We start from the raw sequence: 22980 nt of genomic DNA on the forward strand, positions 1-22980 counted from the left end.
TATCACTGCTTTTTATTACGGGAAATATATGGACGCTCTGGAACTCTTATTACAGCGCCGCTCTGCGGCCAGACTGGCTGAACCAGCACCACAAGGGGAAGCGTTAGACACTATTTTACAGGCAGGCCTACGTGCACCTGATCATGGCGGGCTTAAACCCTGGCGTTTTGTGCTGATAGAGCAGCAGGGACTGGAACGTTTCAGCCAGTTACTTTCTGCGGCCGCAGTACAGGACGGTCTGGATGATAAAGGGCAGGAAAAAGCCCGTAACGCACCTTTCCGTGCGCCGCTGATTATTACCGTTATTGCTCATTGTGAAGAACATCCTAAGGTGCCGCAGTGGGAGCAGGTTGTTTCTGCCGGATGTGCGGTGATGGCGATGCAAATGGCTGCTCAGGCTCAGGGTTTTAACGGAATCTGGCGCAGCGGCGCATGGACCGAACACCAGATCGTCAGGGAAGGATTCGGTTGTCGTCCGCAGGATCAGATTGTCGGTTTTCTCTACCTCGGAACACCGCAATTAAAAGCCCCTCCGGTCGCGCCGGAAGATACTGGCGCTTTTGTCAGTTATTTCTGACAGTGTTATCTCCCTGAATCTGGCATTATCCTGACTCAGCCAGTCAGTGGCTGAGTCAGGACGTGATTTTATCACGGAGCATCACTCAGAAGAGTATTCTGCCGGGCGATGCCTGCTGCTTCCTCTGTGTGAAAACAGTAACTTTACAGATACCCACCCGGATTAACAAAGGAAGAGCACGGTTAATGCGTTTGTTTATTGCCGAAAAGCCCAGTCTTGCGCGGGCTATTGCTGATGTTTTACCTAAACCGCACCGTCGTGGTCAGGGGTTTATTGCCTGCGGGAATGATCAGACAGTCACCTGGTGCGTCGGTCATTTGCTGGAACAGGCGCAGCCGGAACATTATGATCCCCGTTATGCCCGCTGGTCACTGGCTGATCTGCCGATTGTGCCGGAACAATGGCAACTCAGGCCTCGTCCGGAAGTCGCCAGACAACTGAGCGTTATTGAAGAACTGTTGCAGAAAGCCACCCGGGTTGTCCATGCCGGTGACCCGGATCGGGTACTGTTACGATGTTTCCATTGAATTAGATTGTTACGTATATAATCAATGAAATTGTGAAATTTTGACGGTAAACGATTAGATGAGTCTTATTCTTTGGGAAGTGCCAAACTTTGTTGTCGATCAAAAAATTAAAATAGATATTAGTCCTGCCACTGGTGGGTTATCAGTTAATTTTGAAGGTGATGGACTGTGTATAGGTAAATTACCACTTTTATTTACAGAAGAGGGGGATAATATACATGTTGTTAATAATTGGCTTATTCATTTAAAGGTTAACTTAAGGAAAAAAGAGGTCAATACACAGGCTCAGGCATTATTACATTATTTTACTTTTCTCAGTGATATTAATGTCTTATGGGATGATATGCCGGCTCCTTTAAGAAAACGTCCAACTTATATGTTTCGGAGACATCTAAAAAACATATTCGAAAAGGGTGCGTTAGCACGAAGTACAGCTAATAGTTACCTGAGAGTAGTAATTAATTTCTATAAATTTTATTTGTCGAGAAAACATAATTTTCGATATCCTCCCTTCAATTATGAAGTGGTTAGTTTACATAGAGGATCCACACATGAATACATGCGCAGTAAATTTATTTATGTAGATACAACTGATTTAAGGTTAAAGCTACCTAATAATACGAGTCAGTTTGGATTACCTAGAAAGCTTATTCCTCTGAACAGAATAGAGTGGGAGTCAGTAGAGCTAATATGCAATGTTAGTAAAATTGGAGTATCGAAAAGTAAAAATGGAGATAAGTTCGTTGTGTTATCTGAGGAATTTCTTCTGGCTATTAAGCTGAGTAGATATTCTGGATTAAGAAGAAATGAGATTATCACTCTTAGGAATAAAGGGATTTATAAACCAGATCCTGAGCAGAATAAGAGGAAATATCTGATTGGTGCTGAGGGATTATTGCTTGACCCATTATTAGGTATTGAAACGAAAAATGGGACAGTACGTCAAGTAGAGATTCTTTCTACGTTGATGCAAGAACTGTATGATTATATTAATTCATCAAGATATATAGAGCGTAGGAAGAAATTTGAAATTCTTCATCCAGAGCAAAAAGAAAATCCACCCTTATTAATAAATCAAAATGGAGATTACTATGCTTCTAAAACATTGGATGCTCGCTGGGGAGAGGTGAGGAATTTAGTGAAAAACAAATTTCCTAACTTTTCCCATAAGTTTCATAATTTACGATCTACATATGCCGTAGAAAGATTGAACGAATTACTCAATGCAGGGATGAAAGAAGGTAACGTTCTTGATTATCTACAGTCAGTTATGGGACATAAAAATAGAGAAACTCTATTAGGCTACCTCAAGTTTTGTGAACGCGGTATTTTAACTGCAAATGAGATTCATGAATTAGCAATTGACTCTATCCTCAATAATGGAGAATAAATATGGCATTTATAAAAAATAATTCAAGGAAAACAATGATGCCATCGTTCCTCAATGAGGATAATTTAGTTAATATTAATATGCGTGATCACACGATAGTTGATAATGGTAAAATAGCGAATTTTGAGCGGTTACTGTATCGGGGATGTCCAATTTTACCCCTGGATGGATATAGAGTAGCTATACCAATAAATCAACCAGATATTGTTGACGCTAATAGGAGGAGTCTCGTTGTCAGTATATTTAATATATTATGTTACTTAGATGCTACTAATAGAACTAAAATTAATATTTTCAATGAATTAGTTAGATTTATAAGAATGTCTGAGGCTCAGGGTTTTGAAGAGATATTTTGCATTGGTTCTATTTTGTTTTATTCCAAAAGTCTTGTTGATCATTACAATAAAGGGGTTAAAGGTAAAACTCTACTTTCAAGACAGAATTCAATTAAAGTCTTATTAAGACAATTAGATCCAGATCTTTTTAACAAATGCAATGACTACTTTATTAAATTTCCTCATGATACTAAAAGTGCTGAGCCTTATACTGATGATGAAATCAAAGAGTTAATTCCTGCGTTAAGTTTTATTTTCAATGATTATTGCAAACATATTGAGAGTGGAACTATACCAAAAATTTTTCCTCTTTATGATATTGATGATTCTAATGGTGAGCAGAGATATGAGAATGTGAATTTGTCAGAAAGAACGGTTTCATATTATAGCCATGATATGGTATGGGTGAGTGATTTAGTTAGAGTAGCTTATTACCTAACATGCTTTTATACAGGTGCAAATGCAACATCACTCTTGAAAATGAAAAAATCAGATCTAAGTGATGAGTTATTCACTGATATTACAAGGAAGATATATAAGCTCAAAATCAAGAAGGGGCGCCAGAATGGTCGAGTCAATGAAATAAATGTCGGTTTTACTCGCGAGGCAAAGATTTTTTTCGAAAGATGGATTAGAATAATTGATGTCATAGATCCTTATGAGGATGGTTTTTTATTTCCTAACCCATCTGATGGGAAAAAGTCATATATGACAGATTCTAGTGCGAGAATTCTGAGTAATTTATTTACAGATCTTGGATTGCCGATACTAAGTAGCCAGCGCTTTAGAAAAACCAAAGCATCACTTATTATGCGAGCAACAGAAAGTGTTTTTTTTGTTTCACAAGGTTTGAATAACACAGTAGAAACATCAGCAAAATATTATGCTGATGGTAATCCTACCACAGTTGAATTTTCACTGGCGTCTGCACTATATATTAGGGAGCAGTCTGCATTAGGAAAACCATTAGATAAAGTAATTGAGGATAGTAAATTCATTTATAAAGACCCACTTAAAGAGAGTGAGGTGAGCCAAAAATTTAAGAAACTTACTAATGGGTTAAGATGTGGTGGTTCCTTTAAACATAAATCAAAGAATTTAAAAAGTGACTTAATAAAAAATGGATTGGCAAATGATAGTGATATAGTTGCTTGCCATAAGTTTCTTGAATGTTTTGGATGTAAACATCATGCTGTTGTTGCTGAAGTTGATGATGTTTGGTTATTACTTTCCTTCAATGATATCATTTTGGAATCAATAACAAGGCCAGCAATTAATTCTCATCCATCTTACTTATTAAGTAAGGTTAGTAATACAGTACAACTCATTATTGATAGAATGAAAAAAGATCACACAATAATATATAATAAAGCTTATAACAAATATCTGGATAGTGTTCACCCCCTTTGGGATAGTGTTGATGACTTAGAGTTAATGTTGGGAATTTACTAATGAAAAAATTTAAAAAAACAGAACATGACCTCTCTGCTGGTGATATTATTGTTTCAAGGGACTCTGAAGGAAAACCTTACAGCTATTATAATTCAGATGTTTGGAATTTTTGGTCATTGGATTTTGATGTTTCATTTACACGTTTGTCTGGTGAATTCAAACTAACGGTAAAGTCCTTAGTTCATGAAATAATATTGGCTAATAGTCTTAAATCTAAAAAAAGCACCATTTTGAATATTATTTCAGGTGGGGTTATTTTTCAAAAGTGCATCATTGAAAACAATGGTACTTCATACGATGATATTAATGATGATGAAAAATACAGAAATATATTATTTATTGCAAAAAAACAAGGCCTGAAGTTCAAAACGTGGAAAAACTATCTTATTTTTTTGTCTCATTTATATGAGTTTGGATTCACGAAAAGAATAGTTGAAAATTACGAAAGTTTATCCCATTACCTATCGGTAAGTGGAGAGTCTGTATCTCAAGCAGTTTGCATCCCTGAAAAAATCTCTTCAAAATATTATGGCGAAGCTTTAAGAATAGTTGATTTTTATCATCCGCATCGAAAAGTGATATCCACTTTGTATGAGGAGTTTATGTTTTTATATACCAAATGGGAGAAGCATTATTCTTGTACTGCTACGGTTAAAAGACATGCTCTTAAAAGTATGGGCGAAATACCAAATGATCTAAATATAGAATTAGACTACAGTGGATTGTGGTTATCTTGGCTTAGAGGTGCTTGCTATATTGTAATAGCTGCATTTACAGGTTGTAGGGATGGAGAAATAAAGTCTTTTAATATACATTCTTATCAAGAGAAAAAATATGCAGGCATGACCATTCCTATATTACATGGTTTGGATACAAAACCTAATCTAGGTGGAATAGCTCGTTCTACATCATGGGTCACCATACCGAGTGCGAAAAAAGCAATAGAGCTACTTTGGGATGCTTTTGGTTTTGCCCGTGAAAAATGGAAAAAACAAGCAGATTCGATAACGCATATTGATGAAAAGAATAATTTCTTAAAGAAAGTAGACTGCTTATTTATAACTCTTCCCCATATGAGAGGTCATCGACCCAATGCTAGTAGACAATCAATGTCTCATTCTCTTAATAACTTCGTAAAGTTACTTGGTTATCGAGCAACAGAAAATGATGTCCGAGAGTTTGATTTGCTCAATCCCACAAGAAAGGGTGAGCTAAAAGTTGGAGAAACTTTAAAAGTACATCCTCACGCATTTCGTCGGACGTTTGCTGTCTATTTGGTTAGGAATAAATTAGCATCATTACTTGATGTTAAGTATCAGTTTAAACATATGAATATTACTATGACGTCTTGGTATGCAAATCAAGCAAATATTGCGTCGTATGTTGATATGATGATTGATACAGATCTACAAAATGAAATCGCTGGAGAGAATCAAGAGCATATGACAGAGGTCTTCTATCACATATATAATGACGCAGAAATATTGTCTGGTCATGAGGGTAAGAGAATTAAAAGCCTTCGAGAGCAGGGTGATACGCGTTTTTATTTAGATAGAAATGAGATTCGTAAACAATTACAGGATGGTCAACTTTCTATTGTTGAGCACCCCGCAGGGTATTGTACTAATCCAAATTGTGATAGAATTTGTGACATGACTACATGTAAGTACAAAGTTGTGACAACAGATAAAGCAAAATCACTTCTCGATATTAGAGAAAAGTTAATTAAAAAGTTCAGTGATATTGAATCTCTTGGGTTAGACATGCCTAATGTTACATCTAAACTGTTTTATGAAATAAAATCTATTGAGCAAGTTTTATCAGAGCATGATCTTGGATATGTTCCTTTTGATAAAAGGATATTCATTAATGAATAATTATAAAAATATTGATGATAGAGCATTGCTCACACTTGAAAGGCTTGAGCAAGCTTTGAATAGGCTAGTAAATGGAGTTCCTGAGCGTACCCCAAATGATGGGAGATTGAGTCTTAGCCGTATAAACAAAGAGGCTGGGCTTAGTTCTGGTGGTATTTATTATTATAAAGACTTTGTTGTAAAAGCAAAGGATATTATAGATAGACAAAAATTTGAAAGTGCAACAGATCTTGTAGCTTCTGGTAAAGCTTCGGTAGACAAAATACGCGCACAAAGAGATAAGGAACGCGAGTTAAAGGAGCGCTATAAGGTGCAAAGAGACGATATCAAAGCCTTTTGCGATAAGATTATTGCTAAAAATGCCCAGTTAGAATTCTCTTTGTTCGAAGCATTCGATAAGATCAAAGATCTGGAAAGGGAAGTATCAGCACTCAAGATTGTTGATATAAGCAGCAGGAGAAGTCAGTGATTTTGTACATAGCTGAAAAGCCGAGTGTTGGCAGGGCAGTTGCTGATGTTATGCCTAAACCGCATCAAAAGGGTGACGGGTTTATTAAAACCGCCAACGGTGATGTGGTAACTTGGTGTATTGGCCATTTACTCGAACAGGCTGAGCCTGATGCCTATAACCCTGATTTTAAAAAGTGGCGCAGGGAGCACCTACCTATTGTGCCAGTGGAGTGGAAACACTCAGTAAAGCCCGCCACACAAAAGCAATTTAACGTTATAAAAAAACTAATTAACGAAGCTGATGTGCTGGTCAATATGGGCGATCCCGATAGAGTCGGGCAAATTCTGGTTGATGAGATTATCAATTATTGCGGTGTACCAAAAGAGAAGCGTGAAGCAGCCAAGCGCTGTTTGATTAACGATATGAACGCCGATGCTATCCAACGTGCGCTAAATGACCTACGCCGTAATATCGATTTTATCCCTCTGGCTACTTCAGCATTAGCGCGTGCACGAGCTGACTGGCTCTATGGCATCAATATGACTCGTTTATGTACCTTACGGGGGCAGTCATCGGGTTATAACGGTGTGCTGTCTGTAGGGCGAGTACAGACGCCAGTATTAGGTTTGGTCGTTAATCGGGATTTAGAAATCGAGACTTTTGTCTCAAAACCCTTCTATGACGTGTTTATCGATCTTAAAACCGATAAAGACCAAATTTATACGGCAAAATGGAAACCGAGTGCCGCCTGTGAACCGTATATGGATGAAGAGGGGCGATTGGTGTTGAAAAAATTGGCTGAAACCGTATTGAATAAAGTAACAGGCCAGCCAGCAACTGTGGTTGCGGTAACTGAAGAACGGGCGAAACAAGCCCCGCCATTACCCTATAATTTGTCAGCACTGCAAATCGATGCTTCCAGACGTTTTAATCTCAATGCCCAAAAGACGCTCGATGTGTGCCAGCAGCTGTATGAGAAACATAAGCTGATTACCTATCCTCGTTCAGATTGCCGTTATCTGCCCAGCGGACACTTTGGCGATACACATAGAGTCACTCAAGCGATCCCTAAAACTATCCCTGGACTGGCGACAGCTGTTGAAATTGCCGATTTGTCAGTCAAATCTAAGGCGTGGAATGATGATAAAGTGAGTGCGCACCATGCCATTATCCCGACCAGTCGTGGCGTTGATTCGAGCCGTCTGTCGCTTGATGAGCAGAACATCTATGAACTGGTCGCCAGACAGTATTTGATGCAGTTTTATCCACCTTTTCAATATCAGGAAAAGCAGATCGATACAGAAGTGCACGGCGGCTTATTTATCAGCAGGCAAAAAGAAGTTGTGGATAAAGGCTGGAAGGCACTATTACCGGAGCGGAAATCAACATCTGAAGATCCAGAGTTCTCAGCTGTAAGATTGCCAGAGGTCATCAAAGGGGAGGAGGTACTCTGTGTGGATGGCAAGCTGGATGAAAAAAACACCTCACCGCCACGTCACTTTACCGATGCCACTTTGCTATCAGCCATGACGGGCATAGCCAGATACGTCACCGATAGAGCGATTAAAAAGGTGCTCAGAGAGACAGATGGCTTGGGAACAGAAGCGACCCGAGCCGGTATCATTGAATTACTATTTAAGCGTGACTATTTGACCAAAAAAGGCAAAGAAATTCATGCTACTGATATTGGCCGTAGGTTGATACTATCTCTTCCAGAAGCTATGACAAAGCCTGATATGACAGCACATTGGGAATCTCAGCTAGAGGCTATTTCTGAGAAAAAAATCAAGTATAGCCAGTTTATGCAACCGTTGGTTGATGGGCTACATGTATTTATTCATCAGGTAGATAATATCCGTTTTGAAGGGTTGAGAGGTTTAGGAAAGGCTCCCTATAAAAAGCCTTCAGCGAAAAAGTCAGTTAAACGGTAGAGTAAAGACTGATATTAGTAGCGAGGTTGTTACGACTTCATGTAGCAAAGAAGGTTGCCAACTGTTTGGCACCCCTCTTGATCTACAGAGCTAACAGTTGGTTAATTGCTCGTAGCTTGCCATTCAACTGGTTAAACTTTTCTGCGGTCTCTTGTTGTAACCTCATTATTGAAAGCTTCTTATTCGGAATTTTTTCCAAGAATTCTTGATAGGCTTCTTGCTCGTAGTGGATCTGCATGAGTTCTTTTTCTAAACCTTGTTTTTCAGAAGTGAGCAATTGAGCCGCATCATAAGCCACATTAACTGGTAGATGACTCATTACCTCCAATGAAAATTGGTAACTAATGTTTTTAACGTTCCCACTAGCCTGTACAAGATCTTGGTGCTTAAGCTGATAGATACCACGATCAATCAGCCCCACAGCCTGTTTCTTAGAAAGCTGAAATTCAATAATTGCAATATTAATCAAGTCATTACGTAATATTTTATGATTGGTTAGCTGGTTTAAAATGTGAAGAAATTTTTTGCTGCTGCTGAACAAGATCCCTTGGTTCATATAAATCATAACTCATAGGTCTAAAACTTAGGATTGCTAAGTATACAGGAGTGAGAGAAACTTAGACAATCTATACATTCGAGACGCCAGATGATGAAAAAATTTTGCAGAATAATCCCTTCCCCGAACGACTCAAGCAGGCCAGAAAAAAAGCCGGTTGGTCCCAAAAGGATCTGGGGATCAAAGCCGGTATGGATGAGGGCTCGGCAAGCGGACGTATGAATCATTATGAAAAGGGGCGGCATATCCCTGATATGGATATGCTCAAGAAGCTTGCGAGTGAACTTGGCGTCCCGTTGAGTTACTTTTTTTGTGAAGATGAATTGAGTGCAGAACTTGTTTGTCTGTTTAATAATCTAGATGAACAGTCAAAGCTAAATCTGATTAGTAAACTACGTGAAACTATATAATTTCAGGAGAATTAATCAGGAACTACCATTCAGAGAACCACTTCAGAACAGCTAAATCGACTAGAAGTAATTTGGGAAAACTAAGTTTGTAGCATAATTGTGGGGCACAGGAATGTTATTAGAAGAAATAAAAGCTAGGTTGCTATCTGCAAATCGAACGGCGATAGATCTGCTTACTCAAGTTACTGACTTGTATTAGGGGTCCGCTTGGAAAACGGAAATTATCCCACGCTAAGACTGTTTTTTGTACAAAACGGTATCGACTGTACGTAATGAGCGGTATTTTCCGGATCCCAGCTTAAGATTATTACGCCAGACGTAATCTCCACTCAGATTGATATGTTCCCAGCCCAGGGGAGAAAGATGAGAGACCAGTTGCTCATTTATCGGGATACCCTTTCGTTTTAGTGACTCAATAGCTCTTTCTATATATACCGTGTTCCACAACGTGATCGCTGCTGTCAGTAATGTCAGCCCGCTGGCGCGATAACTCTGATTCTCCAGCCCACGATCCCTTATTTCACCCAGACGGTGCAAAAAGACCGCTCGCGCAAGGGCATTACGGGCCTCACCCTTATTCAGCCCCGCCTGCACGCGTCGGCGCAGACCGGGATCACGGAACCAGTCCAGCATAAATAGTGTCCGTTCGATGCGGCCAATCTCTCTCAGCGCTTTGGCAAGTCCATTCTGTTTTGGGTAACTGGCTAACTTTTTCATCATCAGTGATGCGGTGACTGTCCCCTGCTTAATCGAGGTTGCCAGGCGCAATACCTCATCCCAGTGCGACTCAATGTCTTTGATATTCAGGCAGGTTGTTGATATGACAGACTGAAGCCCCGGATAGCGCTCGGCCTTTCCATGAATAAACAGCCGCTTGTCATGAAGATCACGGATCCTTGGCGCAAAAGCGAATCCCAGCAGGTGCATCAGGGCGAAAACATGTTCAGTGAAGCCTGCGGTATCGGTGTAATGCTCGGTAATTTCCAGATTGCTTTCATGGTACAGCAGGCCATCAAGCACGTGGGTTGAGTCGCGCACCCGGCTGATCACTTTGGCGTAGAACGGGCTGTATTGGTCTGAGATATGCGTATAAATCTGCACGCCCGGCTCCTGACCATATTTAAGATTGACCTGACCGGCATAACGTCCGTGACTGCCTACCCGAAAGTTCTGCCCGTCTGACGACGATGTTGTCCCGTCGCCCCAGAATGCGGCCAGAGGCCGCTCTTTCTGCGCGTTGACCAGCTCGGCCAGTGCCGCTGAATAAGTTTCATCCCTGATGTACCATGCCTGAATACCTTCGAGTGACGATCTTGTGGCCCCAGGGCAGGATTCCGCCATTTTTGTCAGCCCAAGGTTGATGCCGTCAGCCAGAATGGTGGTCAGCAACAGTCTTCCGTCTTTTGGTCTGACGTTATTATTTTTGAGGTGCGCGAAGTGACGCGTAAATCCCGTCCAGCTATCAACTTCTTCCAGTATCTCCGTAATTTTCGGATGGGGAAGCATGCCATAGACCAAATCTGCAAAGGGCGAAACACCTGAAGGAACGCTGTTCTCCAGTGGAGTGATTTTTACGCCTTTATCTGAGATATCTACATCGGGCAAATCACCGGCAAGCGCCATCGCGTTAACTTCTTCCAGCCGAGATGCAAGAAGAGTCATACGGGCCTGAAGGTATGCCTGGCTATCGGTCTGAACGGCCAACTGTAACTGGTCATTATGTCGGGATTTCTCAAACTCAGCAGTTGGGATGAGATAATCATCAAAATTTTTGTAGCGGCGCGATCCTTTTACCCAGATATCACCGGAACGTAATGCACCCTTGAGTTCATTCAGTACGCAAAACTCGTAGTACTTGCGGTCGATGCCTGAAGGCGTGAGCACCAGTTTTCGCCAGCTTTCAGGGATAAACCCTGTTGGCGCTGATGGCGGCACTTTACGAAGTTGTTTACGGTACATTTCCGTTATGGTGTCCAGCGCATCGCTGAGCGCCTGCGCCGCAGGTGTCGCCATGAACTGCAATGCTGACAGCATACGCGGGGCATATTTACGCAACGTACTGTATTTTTCGGTGATCAGATGAAGCGCGTCGAAATTGCCCTTACGGGAAAGAAACCGCGTTTCTTCCACGCTGTTGATGAATTCCTGCCAGGGAAGGACATCTTCTATTGCAGTCCAGGGATCTTCCCCGGATTCTCTGGCGTTAAGTAACGCCTGCCCGACGGTAACGTACTGCTTCAGCTTGCTCTGAATAAGCTTTCCCGTTTGCTGGAGCCGTTCGGCCTGCGTGCGTTTCGCCCTGCTGAACAGACTACCCAGGATACGCTCGTGCAGATCAATCACTTCGTCAGTCAGGGTGGCCCTGGCCTCTGTTATTATACAAACCAGCGTAGCGTAACGTCTGACATCGGTGAATTTTGCCAGGTCCCTGCTGCTCATTTTCCGGCCCTCACGCGCCAGTTTAAGCAACCTGTTCTGGTGAACGGAAAGTGCAATACCATCAGGCAACCCCAGCGCAGCGATGGAATTAAGCCGGTCGATATGTTGCAGCACATTTTTACCGTTTATTTTACCCGGAGGCTGTAGCAGCCATGCCAGACGGGAAGGTTGTTCACCCTCTGATATGAGCAGGCTGTCGAGTGCTGATTTATGCTGCTTTTCCAGTTGCGCGGTAAGTGTCGAAAATACCGATCTGTTAGCGAGCGTGACGACTTCGGCAAGCGTCCGTTCGATCACTTCAACAGAAGGGAAAATAACATTATTGTTATGTAGCCAGCTGAGCATTTCTTCCGCCAGCATAAATCCTTTGTCAGTTCGCATGGCATAGGGGTGCAGATGACGGATACAGTCTTTTTGCATTGACCGGCTGAACGGGGATAGTTCCAGGTAGCGATAAAGTTCGGTCAGATGTTCCCAGCGGGTTTGCTCTCTGGATGCATATTCCGGCCATAAATCAGGCTGAAGTTTCAGTCGGGAAGCAACCCTGGATACAACGCCATTGTGAGGAGCACTGCTTTTGTCCGGAATAAATCCAGGTCCACGCAGATAACAGAGTAATACAGCAAAGCCCAGGCGATTCGCTGGCCTTCGGTGCTTATTAATGAGCGCAATATCCGGTTCGTTCAGAAAACACATTCGGGTCAGAATAATTTCATCATCTGGTATAACCAGTAAGCGTTCCTGCTCTTCGCTGCTCAGTATCTGTCGCCGTGGCATAAATGCCTCCCTCGCGTATAGTTTTCATCTGTTATTTGTTCGCTGTGACCGAAACCGGTCGGTTTCGTACACCACTTACAGCACATGTCCGAAACTTAGTGAAATTAATTTCGGACACACGTTATAATTCGGACATCCATTTCGTACGGAAAGTTTCCCATGTCACGTGTTTTTGCCTACTGCAGGGTCTCAACTCTGGAACAGACCACAGAAAACCAGCGTCGTGAAATTGAAGCGGCGGGTTTTGCCATCAGATCCCAACGACTTATTGAGGAGCATATCAGTGGCTCGGTTGCTGCCAGCGAACGCCCCGGATTTATCCGGTTGCTAGATCGCATGGAAAATGGGGATGTACTGATTGTCACCAAACTTGACCGTCTGGGTCGTAATGCGATGGATATCCGAAAAACAGTAGAGCAACTGGCGGCTTTAGATATTCGCGTTCATTGTCTCGCACTCGGAGGCGTTGACTTGACCAGTCCGGCCGGAAAAATGACTATGCAGGTAATTTCTGCTGTAGCGGAGTTTGAGCGGGATTTGCTGCTTGAGCGAACGTATTCAGGTATTGCGAGGGCAAAAGCGGCTGGAAAACGCTTCGGTCGCCCCCCCATCCTGAGCGAGGAACAAAAGCAAACAGTGACAGAGCGCCTAAATGCTGGCATCAGTATCAGTGCTATTGCCCGGGAATTTAATACCACCCGCCAGACTATCCTTCGGGTAAAGGCTGGATTGCTGCAAGAGTGAGCGGCTGGGAAGATTATAAAAAAAATCAAATGGTTATTATGAAATAAAACAGCCTGCTGGGTTCTTTTCCCCCTATCTTTTATAAAAGAGTAGACAAAAGAGGTTCGCGATATTAATCTACCAACTAGATGGTTGGTACTGATTACACCAGCTATACCTTTTATCAAGAAATTACAGGAGCCATTATGTCTACTACCGTTAAACCTTCTGCAGACGCAGCTGCGATCCACAATACCCGTGAAGCAGTTCGCAGCCAGCCTGGCCTGGGTAACCTGACTTTCCAGATGAAAGCCCGTTCCAGCGGCGGATTAACCGTTCGCACAGAGACCGGCGCCACAATCCAGAACGGCGTTATCGATACCAGCCGTGTGGGGAAATTTTCTAATATCGGTGATGAACCCGCAGGTTTACTCGGCACCGATACCGGCATGAGCCCGACTGAATACATCATGCAGGCGCTGGCTGGCTGTTATACCGCCACCCTTACCATGATGGCTGCTGAAAAAGGGATCGACCTGGACGGTATCGAGCTGGATCTTAATTTCGATATCAACCTCAACGGCTTCCTTGGGCTGGACAGCAACGTGCGTAAAGGTGCGAAATCTATTCGCGTCGATGTTCACCTTACGAGCAAGACCGCCAGTCGCGAGGAGTTAGAAGCGCTGGTCAGCGAAATGCAAAAGAATTCGCCAATCCACGATACTCTGGCTAATCCGGTTGAAATGATTACACGCCTGGCGTGATGTCAGAGATGTAATGCTGCCATTCAGAATGCAGGATGGCAGTGACGTTCAGCTCTGCACGATACTGAGTCAGTGATACAACTTGCTACGGAAAAATAGCAACAATATAATCTATCAACTAGTAGATTATATGGAGTAATTATGACAACCATGACACGGGAACGGCTGCTCAGCGAAGCAGAACACCTGATGCGCGAAAAAGGGTATTCAGCATTCAGCTATGCTGATTTATCAAAAATAGTGGGTATCACCAAGGCCAGTATTCATCACCATTTCCCGACCAAAGATATTCTGGGTGAGCAGGTGGTAATACAGGCGTTCTCTGATACACAACGCGTATTTGAGCAGATAGAGGCGACTGAGAAAAGCGCGGAGAGAAGAATTGCGGCTTACATCGATATCTTCGCGCAAAGCCATAAAGCTTCGCTACTGCCACTGTGTTGTGCGTTGTCAGCAGAGACCGCCAATCTGCCTCAGGCAATTACTGTACAGACATCACTTTATTTCGATATGCAAATCGAGTGGCTCACAAAAGTCGTCAGGGCGGGCATGGAGTCAGGTGAGTTTTCATCCCATGCCGAACCATCAGATATTGCTTTGATGATCATTAATGTCTGTGAAGGCTCAAGCGTAGTGGCGCATGCAACGGCCAGACCCGAAGTCTTCGCCAACAGCCTTAAGTATATAAAACTGCTTCTTAATACCCCTCATTCAGGAGAATGACACTATGCTGGACTGGAACAACTATCGCTCAGAGTTAATGCAACGTTTAGGCGAGTTGGGCAAACTGACCCCCGAGACCATGAAAGGCGTGGTTGCCCTGGGCAACGCAGGTAACAAAACTGACCTTTTGGGCGCAAAAGTGCGTGAACTCATTGCCCTGGCGTGCGCAGTCACAACCCGCTGCGACGGCTGTATTGCTTTTCACGCCGACGCCGCTGTGAAAGCCGGTGCAACCGACGCTGAAATTGCTGAAGCGCTGGGCGTGGCGATTAACCTCAACGCTGGCGCGGCGGTCATTTATTCAGCCCGCACTCTGGATGCCGTCGGTCAGGCACGCGGTTAAGCATTAATAAATTCCACGTTAAAAGGGCATTACTGCCCTTTTTTTATGTCCGCAATAGCCTGAGCATATACCGATGCAGGTTTCACACCCGGTATGCGTTTAACTAATTGCCCTTCATGAAATATCAGCACAGACGGCAGCCCCCAGATCTCGTATTTGGTTGTCAGCACCGGCGCCTGATCTACATTGACTTTCCCCACCTGAATATCTCTATCGAGCCGGTCTGCAAACTGACTGAACATTTCTTCGCTGGCCTGACAGGGCGGACACCAGGGTGCAGAGAAACGTACCACCGATATTCCTTTGTACTGCTCTATCTGGCGGAAATTATCTTCGTTATAAGCTGTTAATGTACGCATGGTGATGACCTCGCAAAATGAGTGACAATTCAGAAATGGCTGCGTTATGACAAAAAAATACGACACACCCATTGACCTACCTACTAGATGGTTGATATATTGCCACCCATCAGATGTTTATGCAACTTCAGTGCGCGACGTCCAGTCGATGATACTGCCGGGCTGTGCAAATCCCTGCCGGGATACTCCTTTTTGTTTTTTGTGAGGTATACGATGAGTAAGCTTTTCACCCCCTACAATCTGTCTGGCCTGGCGTTAAAAAACCGTGTAGTCATGGCACCGATGACCCGCACCCGCACCATGAATGACGTGCCGGATGAGGTCGTGGCTTTGTACTATGCACAGCGTGCTTCTGCTGGCCTGCTCATCACCGAAGGGATGCCGGTTTCAGAAGAAGGCCGGGGTTACCTTTATACCCCTGGTATCTACAACGACGAACACGTCCAGGGCTGGCGTAAGGTGACACAAGCGGTTCACGCCAAAGGTGGCCGTATTTTCGCGCAGCTCTGGCACGTCGGCCGTATGTCTCACGTCTCTCTTCAGCCAGGCCACATAGCGCCGGTTTCAGCGGGCACCGTTCAGGCGGTCAATACCACCGTTTTTGCGCTGACCGAATCCGGAGAACCGGGCCCGGTTGTACCAAGCCAGCCACGCGCGCTGGAAACGCATGAAGTTAAACGCATCACTGCAGACTTCGTGCACTCCGCACGCCTGGCGATGGAAGCCGGCTTTGACGGCGTGGAAATCATGGCGGCAAACGGATTCATCTTTGACCAGTTCCTCAGTAGCGAACTGAACACCCGCACCGACGAATACGGCGGCTCGGTGGAAAATCGTCAGCGTTTCCTGCTGGAGACCATTGACGCCGTGGCGGAAGCCGTGGGTAACAGCCACGTTGCCGTGCGCCTGTCACCGTTCGGCCGCATTTATGACCTCGCGCCGTATGAAGGTGAAGAGCAAACCTGGTCAGCCATCACCGACGCGCTCGGTCAGCGGGAACTGGCCTACGTACACCTTTACTATCAGCCGGTGTACACCAAAGCGCCACTTCCGGAAGGCTTCCGCCGCCGTTTTCGCAACACGTTTAAAGGCACCATCATCGCTGCCGGCGGTTTTACCCGTGATATCGCAGAGCAGGCTCTGGAAGATGATGAGCTGGATCTGGTGGCATTTGGTGTGCCCTACATCGCTAACCCGGATCTGGTTGAAAGAATGCAAAACGGCTGGCCACTGGCAGAAAGTGACCGCGCCACCTACTACGGCGTCAGTGGTTCCCCGGAAAAAGGCTATACCGATTACCCGGTCTGGCAGGCGCAATAAATCCCATACGGTCGCGGTTCTCTGATAAGTGAGATCCGACCGCCCAACGTCTTTGAGGAATCATTATGCAAACGCTGAAACCCACCCTTACCATCGATATCTGGTCAGATTTGGTCTGCCCGTGGTGCTGGATTGCTAAAAAAAGATTTGAACAGGGTCTGAATCGCTTTGAATTTCGCGACCAGGTGGTGATCCGCCATCACAGCTACCGTCTGGCCGGTGGTACTCCCGCGATGCCTTTTAAGGATGCCATCGTTAAAAAGCTGGGCAGTCAGCATTCAGCGGAGCTGATGATGAATCAGGTGGGCACCGCCGGTAAATCTGAAGGTCTGATCTACAACTTCGACGGCATGATGTTTGGTGATACAGAAGATGCACACACCCTGCTGGTTGCCGCGCGTAAGGCCGGAATTGCGGACGCGGTGGAAGAACGTTTTTATCATGGCAGTATCACCGAAGGTCGCTCTCTCTTTGACCGTCAGCAGCTCGTTGCCATGGCCGTAGAAGCCGGTATGCCGAAAGCTGACGCTGAAGCCGCCCTGGAAAATGACGATTTTCGCGCCACCGTTTCCGACGATGAAGCCCACGCACAGTCTATTGGCCTCAGCGGCGTTCCGGTTTTTGTGATGAACGAAAAATATGCCATCAGCGGGGCTCAGGCAGCAGATAACTTTTTGAATGCCCTGCGTCAGGTCTGGGATGAACAGCAAACCGAATTTTCAGCCACTGCGGGTCAGACCTGCGGAACGGATGGCTGCAGTATTTAATCCGTCAACCGCCGGCAGTTTCACGCTGCCGGCAACGTCTTACCCACCAGTAATGGAGTCAGAAAATGAACACTTTTTTCAAAGGTAAAAAACTGCTCGTCGTCGGCGGTACCAGCGGCATGGGCCTGGCCGTGGCACGCATGGTACTGGAAGCGGGCGGCAGTGTCGTGCTGACCGGGAATAAAAAAGACAAAGCCGAAGCGGTGCAAAAAGAACTGAGCCCTCTGGGACCGGTTGCGGTCATCGCGGCGAACCTGATGACCGAAGAAGGTATGGAAACTATCCGTCAGGAAATTAATGCTCACCATCGCGATATCAGCCTGATGGTGAATGCCGCCGGTATCTTCATGCCCAAAGGATTTACCGAGCACAGCTTTGCCGATTATGACATGTATCTTTCGCTGAACCGAGCCACGTTCTTTATTACACAGGATGTCGTGAAGAACATGCTCGCCGCGAAGCTCGAAGGGTCTATCGTCAACGTCGGTTCGATTGGTGCTCAGGCTGCACTGGGTGACTCGCCGGCCTCGGCCTATTCAATGGCAAAAGCGGGTCTGCATGCCCTGACGCGTAATCTGGCGATTGAGCTGGCCAGCGCGGGTATTCGTGTCAACGCGGTGTCTCCCGGGATTGTTCATACGCCGATATACGAAGGCTTCATGGACAAAGCGGATATCGCAGATGCTATGAAGTCGCTGAACGATTTCCACCCGCTGGGACGCGTCGGAACTGCCGAAGATGTGGCAAACACTATTCTCTTCCTGTTGTCTGACAAAACCTCATGGGTGACGGGCGCTATCTGGGATGTCGATGCGGGCATCATGGCGGTCAGACGATAACCCCGTGACGCTGGCATAAGCCGCCCCTTAAGGGCGGCATTTTTTTGTCGCCAGACATGTCATCAGCAGGCTTCACTAAGAATATTCACGACCTGTTCATCCGTGCCTTTTGTGTTCCCGGCACAGGGTGTTATGCCGGGTTCTGACGACATCCTGACAGGACAAAACGGCCAGAGAGAAAGGGGTTATACACGATGAGGATCCGGTATCCGCAGTACCTGTGAAATTCTTTTCATCCCTGCTGTCAGCATACTCCGTGGGCAGGCCAGATTTAACCGGATATATCCGTCCCCATTGTCGACAAACAGCAAGCCCCCTTCAAGAAGGACCCCTGACTCCCGGGCAAAATACAGCGATAAATCCTCACCTGCGGTGTCGGGCAGGTAGCGGCTAATATCTATCCAGGCCAGATATGTCCCTTCGGGGATCGAGAACCTGGTTTCGGGTAAATAGTTTTTGAGATAGTCGTGCAGGTACTGGAAATTGCCGTCAATATATTCCCTCAGATGGACAAGCCAGTCATCACATTCACTCCACGCCGCTTTGTTTGCTGCCAGGCTCAGTGGAGAGATGAACTCGTCGTGTCTGAGACGCCACTCGCTTCTGACACCGGGATCCGGAATAATAATATTTGCCAACAAATTCCCGGCCAGATTGAATGTTTTACTCGAGGACATGCAGGTAATAATGCGTGTAGAATCAGGGAAAAGAGAGGCGGCCGGTGTATGACCGATACCGCTTCGGGACAGGTCGCAGTGAATTTCGTCAGATATCACCCAGATGTCATTGGCCAGGCAAATTTCAATAATCCGCTTAAGTTCATCAGGCCGCCAGACTCGTCCGGTCGGGTTATGCGGATTACACAGGAAAAGAATTTTCACACGTAAATCGGCCTGACTGGCTTTGCGTGCAAAGTCTTCCCAGTCAGGTTCCCAGCCGCCTGCTGATTTTTTTAACGCCGAGTACACCACGCGACGCTGACTGTATTCACCCGCCTTTTTAAACGGGCCATATGAAGGCGTCATAATAAGAATACTGTCATCCATGTCGGTCAGAAGCGGGACGAGACGGTTCAGCGCGGGAATAATGCCCGGAGACAGCACAATGTCTTCCGTTTTGAAACGGTGACCATATTGTCGCTCACACCAGCTGCCAAAGATCTCATAGTATTCTTCGTCGTAGATTTTAGTGTAGCCGAGTATTTTTCTATCCAGACGGTCTCTGATGGCCTGAAGAATCGGCTCTGGTGTGGCAAAAGCCATGTCAGCAACCCAGAGGTTGATTAGCCCTTCTGCCGGATACCGCATTGCAAATTCGGACTGTCCCGAAAACAGGTATTCCCGCCAGCCGTCCACGGTGAGACTGTCTGTTTTCTCTCTGCTTACGTACTCATCAAAATCATATTTCATTTCATAAACCTGCCTTAGGTGTAGTCAGAAACGTCGACCTCAGTATTACTGTCAGTCTGATGCCGGAGCGGGAAAACTGGCTCGTGTGATTAACATAAGAGAATCATCACAACTGCATGAATTAATTGCGTTATTAAGGTTCTCTCGCCTTTGTCATCGACTGACGGGGGGATTTCTCGCGTGTCACCATCACAATGCCAGTCAGCACCGCCAGGGCAGAAAATATCGTTCTGACCGTCAGTGATTCATCCAGGAATACCACACCCCCTAGCATTGCCAGACAGGGAACGCTGAGCTGAAGGGTACTGGCGGTGATAGAGCCGAGAGAGGGTAAAAGGGTATACCACAATACATATGCACCGGCTGAGGCGGCGGCACCGGACAGCAATGACAAAGCAATGCCCGCAGCATCATAGTGACCCTGCTTCATAAACAGCAACGAAAGAGCGAGAGCCATCGGCGTGGCGAGTACAAAATTTGCCGCCGTTGAAGCCCCGGCCGCCTGGCCCGCCCTCCCCCTGACGGAATAGGCGGCCCAGGCTAATCCGGCAACGATCATCATAAGTGCACTGTAAAGCGGCGGTGCCTTCGCCCCGGGTAACAGCAGGGCAGCAATTCCTGCCAGAGCAATAACTAAACCGCAAGCCCGCATAACGGAGAGTGATTCCCCTTTAAATAATCCGTGGATCACCATCGCAAACTGTACGGCACCAAAAAGTAACAGCGCACCTGCCCCGGTATCGAGATGGATATAGGCGACAGAGAAGAGCACTGCGTACACCATGAGGTAAAATCCGCTCAGCGGACGCCACAGCGATAATGTAGTTTTTGCGTGATAAAACAAGAAAGGTGACAGGACGAGTGCACCACTGGCCAGCCTGAGGCTGCTGAATGAAAGGGGATCAATGTGGCCTCCCTGCAGGGCCAGACGGCACAGAATAGAGTTTGCAGCAAATGCCAGCATTGCCAGGGATATTTTAAGAATGAGCGCGCAATTGGCCATTCAGTGAGACCTCATAAAATTCTTGTAAACTACCATCTAGTTGGTAGCATAGCGTAAGTGATCACCGAACAGGAAGCAATAATCAGCTTTCAAACTGGAAGGTGAGGACAGGCATTCGGAATGAATTCTGTTTCACATCCCCAGTAGAGGAAGGAAAACGCGTAATGCCAGATGCAGAGCAGAAGATTATTTTTCCCTGCGATCAAACATATGAAATCAGTTTAAGACCTGGAATATCCTATGAAAAAACTAAAATTTACGTTCAAAAATGCGGCTGGTGAAGAACTGGCCGGATTGCTTGAACTTCCTGAAAATCCTAAAGCGTTTGCGCTGTTAGCTCATTGTTTTACGTGTGGCAAAGACCTCAAAGGCGCGGCGCGTATTGCGCGGAAACTGACAGAGAATGCTATCGCCGTTCTCCGGTTTGATTTTACTGGTCTGGGAAACAGCGAAGGGGATTTTTCCAACACCAACTTCTCATCCAATATTTCGGACCTGCTTTGCGCGGTAGATTATCTCCGCCGACAGTACGAAGCGCCTTCTTTGCTCATCGGCCATAGCCTGGGGGGATCGGCCATTCTGTCTATTGCCGGCGAAGTTCCTGAGGCAAAGTCCGTTGTCACCATAGGATCACCCGGAGAACTGACACACGTAAAACGTCTTTTTAAGGATGATGTTGAAAACATTAACCAGCATGGAGCCTATCCCGTTGAGCTGGCCGGGCGGGTATTTACCTTAAAGAAACAGATGCTGGACAATATTCAGGAACACAAAATCGCTCATAAGGTGTTCGCCATGAACAAGCCTCTGCTTATTTTTCATGCGACTGAAGATGATACTGTGTTAATTGAGCAGGCCGAAAAAATATTCAAAGCAGCAAAGCATCCCAAGAGTTTCATTTCGTTGGGTAAGGCGGATCACCTTCTGACTCATACTCAGGATGCTGAATACGTTGCCGATATCATTATATCGTGGAGCGAATGTTACCTATAAACAGAGTAAATGCGTTCAAACTCGTAGCGCAGAGGGCGATTTTCTGCAGAGATCGGACGCTGTTTATGCTGGACTGATTTTGCGATAAAGGCTTAGGCCGATGCATACAGGTGGGGCTGAATAAGGGTGAGGCCCTTGGGCGAGCATCCTTCATGCACCGGCTGAATGAAATCAGGGATCTGGGGGTGAGAGGATCAGCGTTACCACGCCACCGGCGCTGACACTACATACGGCGGCGATAACACTCTGGAATACGGTTTATATAGAAAGAACCATTGAGCCGCTTAAGCAAAAAGGAGTCCCTGTTAATGAACTGCTGGTCTCTCATCCTTCTCCACTGCTGTACAAAATATAGTCTTAGCGTGGGATGATTTCCGTTTTCCAAGCGGACCCCTATTACCAAGAGCAACGTTCCGAGAAGCTCGTTTTAGCTGAAGCACTATCTGAGCTGCACAATTCCGGAGATATTGATTTCGTCAAAATAGTGAAAGAAATTGATAAAAGCTCCTGCAAAAATTTTTTTACGATTCTGCACATATTTGAAATCACATTACCTTTACTTAAGTCAAAAGTTGAAGATGTCATAAGTTGTTTGGTTCACCTGACACAAAAGAATTTTGCTGGCAGATTGTATGGGGCCTTTCAGCATTTCTGTCAGGTGGATGCTCAACGTTCAAAAGTAAGCGTTGAATTAATCCTTACCCAAAATGAACTTGACTTATACGCACCTTTTCTATCTTGCTCGATTCTTGCTTATGATTCAAATCGTATGCATGAAGCTATCCAAACTATAGAAAAGCTGATTATTCATAGCAATAGCGCTGTTAGAAACCAAGCCTATCTTGCTTTGGGTAGAATTAAAGTCGATGAAACTCATGCTGGTTTCATCTGGGAACTACTTGTCGGTAGTGTCGCGAGAGAGAGTGATACTACATGTCGGTAATGATTCCAATTTATTGATAGTGATTTATTGTCATGTAGTACCCGATGACTTTGTCATGCAGTTCAACTGACT

Annotated in this window: 21 protein-coding genes and 2 pseudogenes; 18 read left to right on the forward strand and 5 right to left on the reverse strand. The window is 45.3% G+C overall.

All coding sequences use genetic code 11. The features are described from left to right. The first annotated feature begins 28 nt into the window (after positions 1 to 28). From JK211_RS08685 to JK211_RS08715, 7 genes and pseudogenes are all read left to right on the forward strand, one after another. Complete coding sequence (locus JK211_RS08685; protein ID WP_212708288.1) at positions 29 to 577, forward strand: NAD(P)H nitroreductase; 549 nt, start codon at positions 29 to 31, stop codon at positions 575 to 577. A 185-nt stretch (positions 578 to 762) separates the two neighbouring features. Then, positions 763 to 1080 (forward strand): annotated as a pseudogene (locus JK211_RS08690) (toprim domain-containing protein); the annotation flags it as partial. A gap of 82 nt (positions 1081 to 1162) precedes the next feature. Beyond that, positions 1163 to 2494: a site-specific integrase gene (locus JK211_RS08695; RefSeq protein WP_212708289.1), complete on the forward strand. Its 1332-nt coding sequence runs from the start codon at positions 1163 to 1165 to the stop codon at positions 2492 to 2494. Positions 2495 to 2496: 2 nt separating this feature from the next. Continuing rightward, entirely contained in the window at positions 2497 to 4281 is a 1785-nt protein-coding gene (locus JK211_RS08700; RefSeq protein WP_212708290.1) for a hypothetical protein, read from the forward strand. Beyond that, a complete protein-coding gene (locus JK211_RS08705) occupies positions 4281 to 6158 on the forward strand; it encodes a site-specific integrase (protein ID WP_212708291.1) in 1878 nt (625 codons plus the stop codon). Before JK211_RS08700 ends, JK211_RS08705 begins: the two co-directional genes overlap by 1 nt. Further along, complete coding sequence (locus JK211_RS08710; protein ID WP_212708292.1) at positions 6151 to 6627, forward strand: hypothetical protein; 477 nt, start codon at positions 6151 to 6153, stop codon at positions 6625 to 6627. The genes JK211_RS08705 and JK211_RS08710 overlap by 8 nt, the downstream gene beginning before the upstream one ends. Next, positions 6624 to 8540 carry a DNA topoisomerase III gene (locus JK211_RS08715; RefSeq protein ID WP_212708293.1) on the forward strand — a complete coding sequence of 639 codons (1917 nt, stop codon included), beginning with the start codon at positions 6624 to 6626 and terminating at the stop codon, positions 8538 to 8540. The genes JK211_RS08710 and JK211_RS08715 overlap by 4 nt, the downstream gene beginning before the upstream one ends. Before the next feature lie 82 nt (positions 8541 to 8622). Here JK211_RS08715 and JK211_RS08720 read toward each other — a convergent pair whose 3' ends face one another. Beyond that, the gene (locus JK211_RS08720; RefSeq protein WP_212708294.1) at positions 8623 to 9096 is read right to left on the reverse strand and encodes a hypothetical protein; all 474 of its coding nucleotides are present in this window, start codon (positions 9094 to 9096) and stop codon (positions 8623 to 8625) included. A 104-nt stretch (positions 9097 to 9200) separates the two neighbouring features. On the opposite strand from JK211_RS08720, the gene JK211_RS08725 reads away from it, so the two are divergent. Further along, positions 9201 to 9506 carry a helix-turn-helix domain-containing protein gene (locus JK211_RS08725; RefSeq protein ID WP_249213776.1) on the forward strand — a complete coding sequence of 102 codons (306 nt, stop codon included), beginning with the start codon at positions 9201 to 9203 and terminating at the stop codon, positions 9504 to 9506. 231 nt (positions 9507 to 9737) lie between these two features. On the opposite strand, the gene JK211_RS08730 is transcribed toward JK211_RS08725, so the two are convergent. Beyond that, entirely contained in the window at positions 9738 to 12722 is a 2985-nt protein-coding gene (locus JK211_RS08730) for a Tn3 family transposase (RefSeq protein ID WP_212708295.1), read from the reverse strand. 159 nt (positions 12723 to 12881) lie between these two features. Between JK211_RS08730 and JK211_RS08735 the strand changes: the two genes are divergently transcribed. The 4 genes from JK211_RS08735 (at position 12882) to JK211_RS08750 (ending at position 15275) form a co-directional block, all read left to right on the forward strand. Beyond that, positions 12882 to 13466, forward strand: coding sequence for a recombinase family protein (locus tag JK211_RS08735; protein ID WP_012695450.1), 585 nt, complete (start codon positions 12882 to 12884; stop codon positions 13464 to 13466). Positions 13467 to 13651: 185 nt separating this feature from the next. Continuing rightward, complete coding sequence (locus JK211_RS08740; protein ID WP_000108589.1) at positions 13652 to 14209, forward strand: OsmC family protein; 558 nt, start codon at positions 13652 to 13654, stop codon at positions 14207 to 14209. A 141-nt stretch (positions 14210 to 14350) separates the two neighbouring features. Then, positions 14351 to 14932 (forward strand): TetR/AcrR family transcriptional regulator, encoded by a 582-nt coding sequence (locus JK211_RS08745; protein ID WP_000210409.1) that lies wholly within the window; start codon positions 14351 to 14353, stop codon positions 14930 to 14932. Between the two features lie 4 nt (positions 14933 to 14936). Then, entirely contained in the window at positions 14937 to 15275 is a 339-nt protein-coding gene (locus JK211_RS08750) for a carboxymuconolactone decarboxylase family protein (protein WP_000888080.1), read from the forward strand. 29 nt (positions 15276 to 15304) lie between these two features. Here JK211_RS08750 and JK211_RS08755 read toward each other — a convergent pair whose 3' ends face one another. Next, a complete protein-coding gene (locus JK211_RS08755) occupies positions 15305 to 15634 on the reverse strand; it encodes a co-chaperone YbbN (RefSeq protein WP_002431133.1) in 330 nt (109 codons plus the stop codon). 213 nt (positions 15635 to 15847) lie between these two features. Between JK211_RS08755 and JK211_RS08760 the strand changes: the two genes are divergently transcribed. The 3 genes from JK211_RS08760 (at position 15848) to JK211_RS08770 (ending at position 18560) form a co-directional block, all read left to right on the forward strand. After that, the gene (locus JK211_RS08760; protein ID WP_006687059.1) at positions 15848 to 16954 is read left to right on the forward strand and encodes an alkene reductase; all 1107 of its coding nucleotides are present in this window, start codon (positions 15848 to 15850) and stop codon (positions 16952 to 16954) included. A gap of 65 nt (positions 16955 to 17019) precedes the next feature. Further along, positions 17020 to 17721 (forward strand): DsbA family oxidoreductase, encoded by a 702-nt coding sequence (locus JK211_RS08765; RefSeq protein ID WP_001194072.1) that lies wholly within the window; start codon positions 17020 to 17022, stop codon positions 17719 to 17721. Positions 17722 to 17786: 65 nt separating this feature from the next. After that, a complete protein-coding gene (locus tag JK211_RS08770; RefSeq protein ID WP_004729618.1) occupies positions 17787 to 18560 on the forward strand; it encodes an SDR family NAD(P)-dependent oxidoreductase in 774 nt (257 codons plus the stop codon). 185 nt (positions 18561 to 18745) lie between these two features. Here the strand turns inward: JK211_RS08770 and JK211_RS08775 are convergent, their stop codons facing one another. Both JK211_RS08775 and JK211_RS08780 read right to left on the reverse strand, forming a co-directional pair. Continuing rightward, complete coding sequence (locus JK211_RS08775; RefSeq protein WP_212708296.1) at positions 18746 to 19969, reverse strand: MalY/PatB family protein; 1224 nt, start codon at positions 19967 to 19969, stop codon at positions 18746 to 18748. A gap of 133 nt (positions 19970 to 20102) precedes the next feature. After that, the gene (locus JK211_RS08780; protein WP_001567390.1) at positions 20103 to 20972 is read right to left on the reverse strand and encodes a DMT family transporter; all 870 of its coding nucleotides are present in this window, start codon (positions 20970 to 20972) and stop codon (positions 20103 to 20105) included. 240 nt (positions 20973 to 21212) lie between these two features. Here JK211_RS08780 and JK211_RS08785 point away from each other — a divergent pair, with 240 nt between their 5' ends. The 3 genes and pseudogenes from JK211_RS08785 to JK211_RS08795 all read left to right on the forward strand — a co-directional run bounded on the left by JK211_RS08785 (position 21213) and on the right by JK211_RS08795 (position 22908). Further along, positions 21213 to 21965, forward strand: coding sequence for a S9 family peptidase (locus JK211_RS08785; protein ID WP_212708297.1), 753 nt, complete (start codon positions 21213 to 21215; stop codon positions 21963 to 21965). Positions 21966 to 21991: 26 nt separating this feature from the next. Further along, positions 21992 to 22305, forward strand: a pseudogene (locus JK211_RS08790) (Tn3 family transposase); the annotation flags it as partial. 27 nt (positions 22306 to 22332) lie between these two features. Then, entirely contained in the window at positions 22333 to 22908 is a 576-nt protein-coding gene (locus JK211_RS08795; RefSeq protein WP_212708298.1) for a hypothetical protein, read from the forward strand. Positions 22909 to 22980: the final 72 nt, after the last annotated feature.

The organism is Tatumella sp. JGM130 (genome assembly GCF_018257525.1).
Lineage (GTDB): Bacteria > Pseudomonadota > Gammaproteobacteria > Enterobacterales > Enterobacteriaceae > Tatumella > Tatumella punctata.

What these genes read in the sequence shown, in the direction of transcription:
- JK211_RS08685 (WP_212708288.1), top strand. Translation starts at nt 29, where the DNA reads ATGGACGCTCTGGAACTCTTATTACAGCGCCGCTCTGCGGCCAGACTG.
- JK211_RS08695 (WP_212708289.1), top strand. Translation starts at nt 1,163, where the DNA reads ATGAGTCTTATTCTTTGGGAAGTGCCAAACTTTGTTGTCGATCAAAAA.
- JK211_RS08700 (WP_212708290.1), top strand. Translation starts at nt 2,497, where the DNA reads ATGGCATTTATAAAAAATAATTCAAGGAAAACAATGATGCCATCGTTC.
- JK211_RS08705 (WP_212708291.1), top strand. Translation starts at nt 4,281, where the DNA reads ATGAAAAAATTTAAAAAAACAGAACATGACCTCTCTGCTGGTGATATT.
- JK211_RS08710 (WP_212708292.1), top strand. Translation starts at nt 6,151, where the DNA reads ATGAATAATTATAAAAATATTGATGATAGAGCATTGCTCACACTTGAA.
- JK211_RS08720 (WP_212708294.1), bottom strand. Translation starts at nt 9,096, where the DNA reads ATGAACCAAGGGATCTTGTTCAGCAGCAGCAAAAAATTTCTTCACATT.
- JK211_RS08730 (WP_212708295.1), bottom strand. Translation starts at nt 12,722, where the DNA reads ATGCCACGGCGACAGATACTGAGCAGCGAAGAGCAGGAACGCTTACTG.
- JK211_RS08735 (WP_012695450.1), top strand. Translation starts at nt 12,882, where the DNA reads ATGTCACGTGTTTTTGCCTACTGCAGGGTCTCAACTCTGGAACAGACC.
- JK211_RS08740 (WP_000108589.1), top strand. Translation starts at nt 13,652, where the DNA reads ATGTCTACTACCGTTAAACCTTCTGCAGACGCAGCTGCGATCCACAAT.
- JK211_RS08745 (WP_000210409.1), top strand. Translation starts at nt 14,351, where the DNA reads ATGACAACCATGACACGGGAACGGCTGCTCAGCGAAGCAGAACACCTG.
- JK211_RS08750 (WP_000888080.1), top strand. Translation starts at nt 14,937, where the DNA reads ATGCTGGACTGGAACAACTATCGCTCAGAGTTAATGCAACGTTTAGGC.
- JK211_RS08755 (WP_002431133.1), bottom strand. Translation starts at nt 15,634, where the DNA reads ATGCGTACATTAACAGCTTATAACGAAGATAATTTCCGCCAGATAGAG.
- JK211_RS08760 (WP_006687059.1), top strand. Translation starts at nt 15,848, where the DNA reads ATGAGTAAGCTTTTCACCCCCTACAATCTGTCTGGCCTGGCGTTAAAA.
- JK211_RS08765 (WP_001194072.1), top strand. Translation starts at nt 17,020, where the DNA reads ATGCAAACGCTGAAACCCACCCTTACCATCGATATCTGGTCAGATTTG.
- JK211_RS08770 (WP_004729618.1), top strand. Translation starts at nt 17,787, where the DNA reads ATGAACACTTTTTTCAAAGGTAAAAAACTGCTCGTCGTCGGCGGTACC.
- JK211_RS08775 (WP_212708296.1), bottom strand. Translation starts at nt 19,969, where the DNA reads ATGAAATATGATTTTGATGAGTACGTAAGCAGAGAGAAAACAGACAGT.
- JK211_RS08780 (WP_001567390.1), bottom strand. Translation starts at nt 20,972, where the DNA reads ATGGCCAATTGCGCGCTCATTCTTAAAATATCCCTGGCAATGCTGGCA.
- JK211_RS08785 (WP_212708297.1), top strand. Translation starts at nt 21,213, where the DNA reads ATGAAAAAACTAAAATTTACGTTCAAAAATGCGGCTGGTGAAGAACTG.
- JK211_RS08795 (WP_212708298.1), top strand. Translation starts at nt 22,333, where the DNA reads ATGATTTCCGTTTTCCAAGCGGACCCCTATTACCAAGAGCAACGTTCC.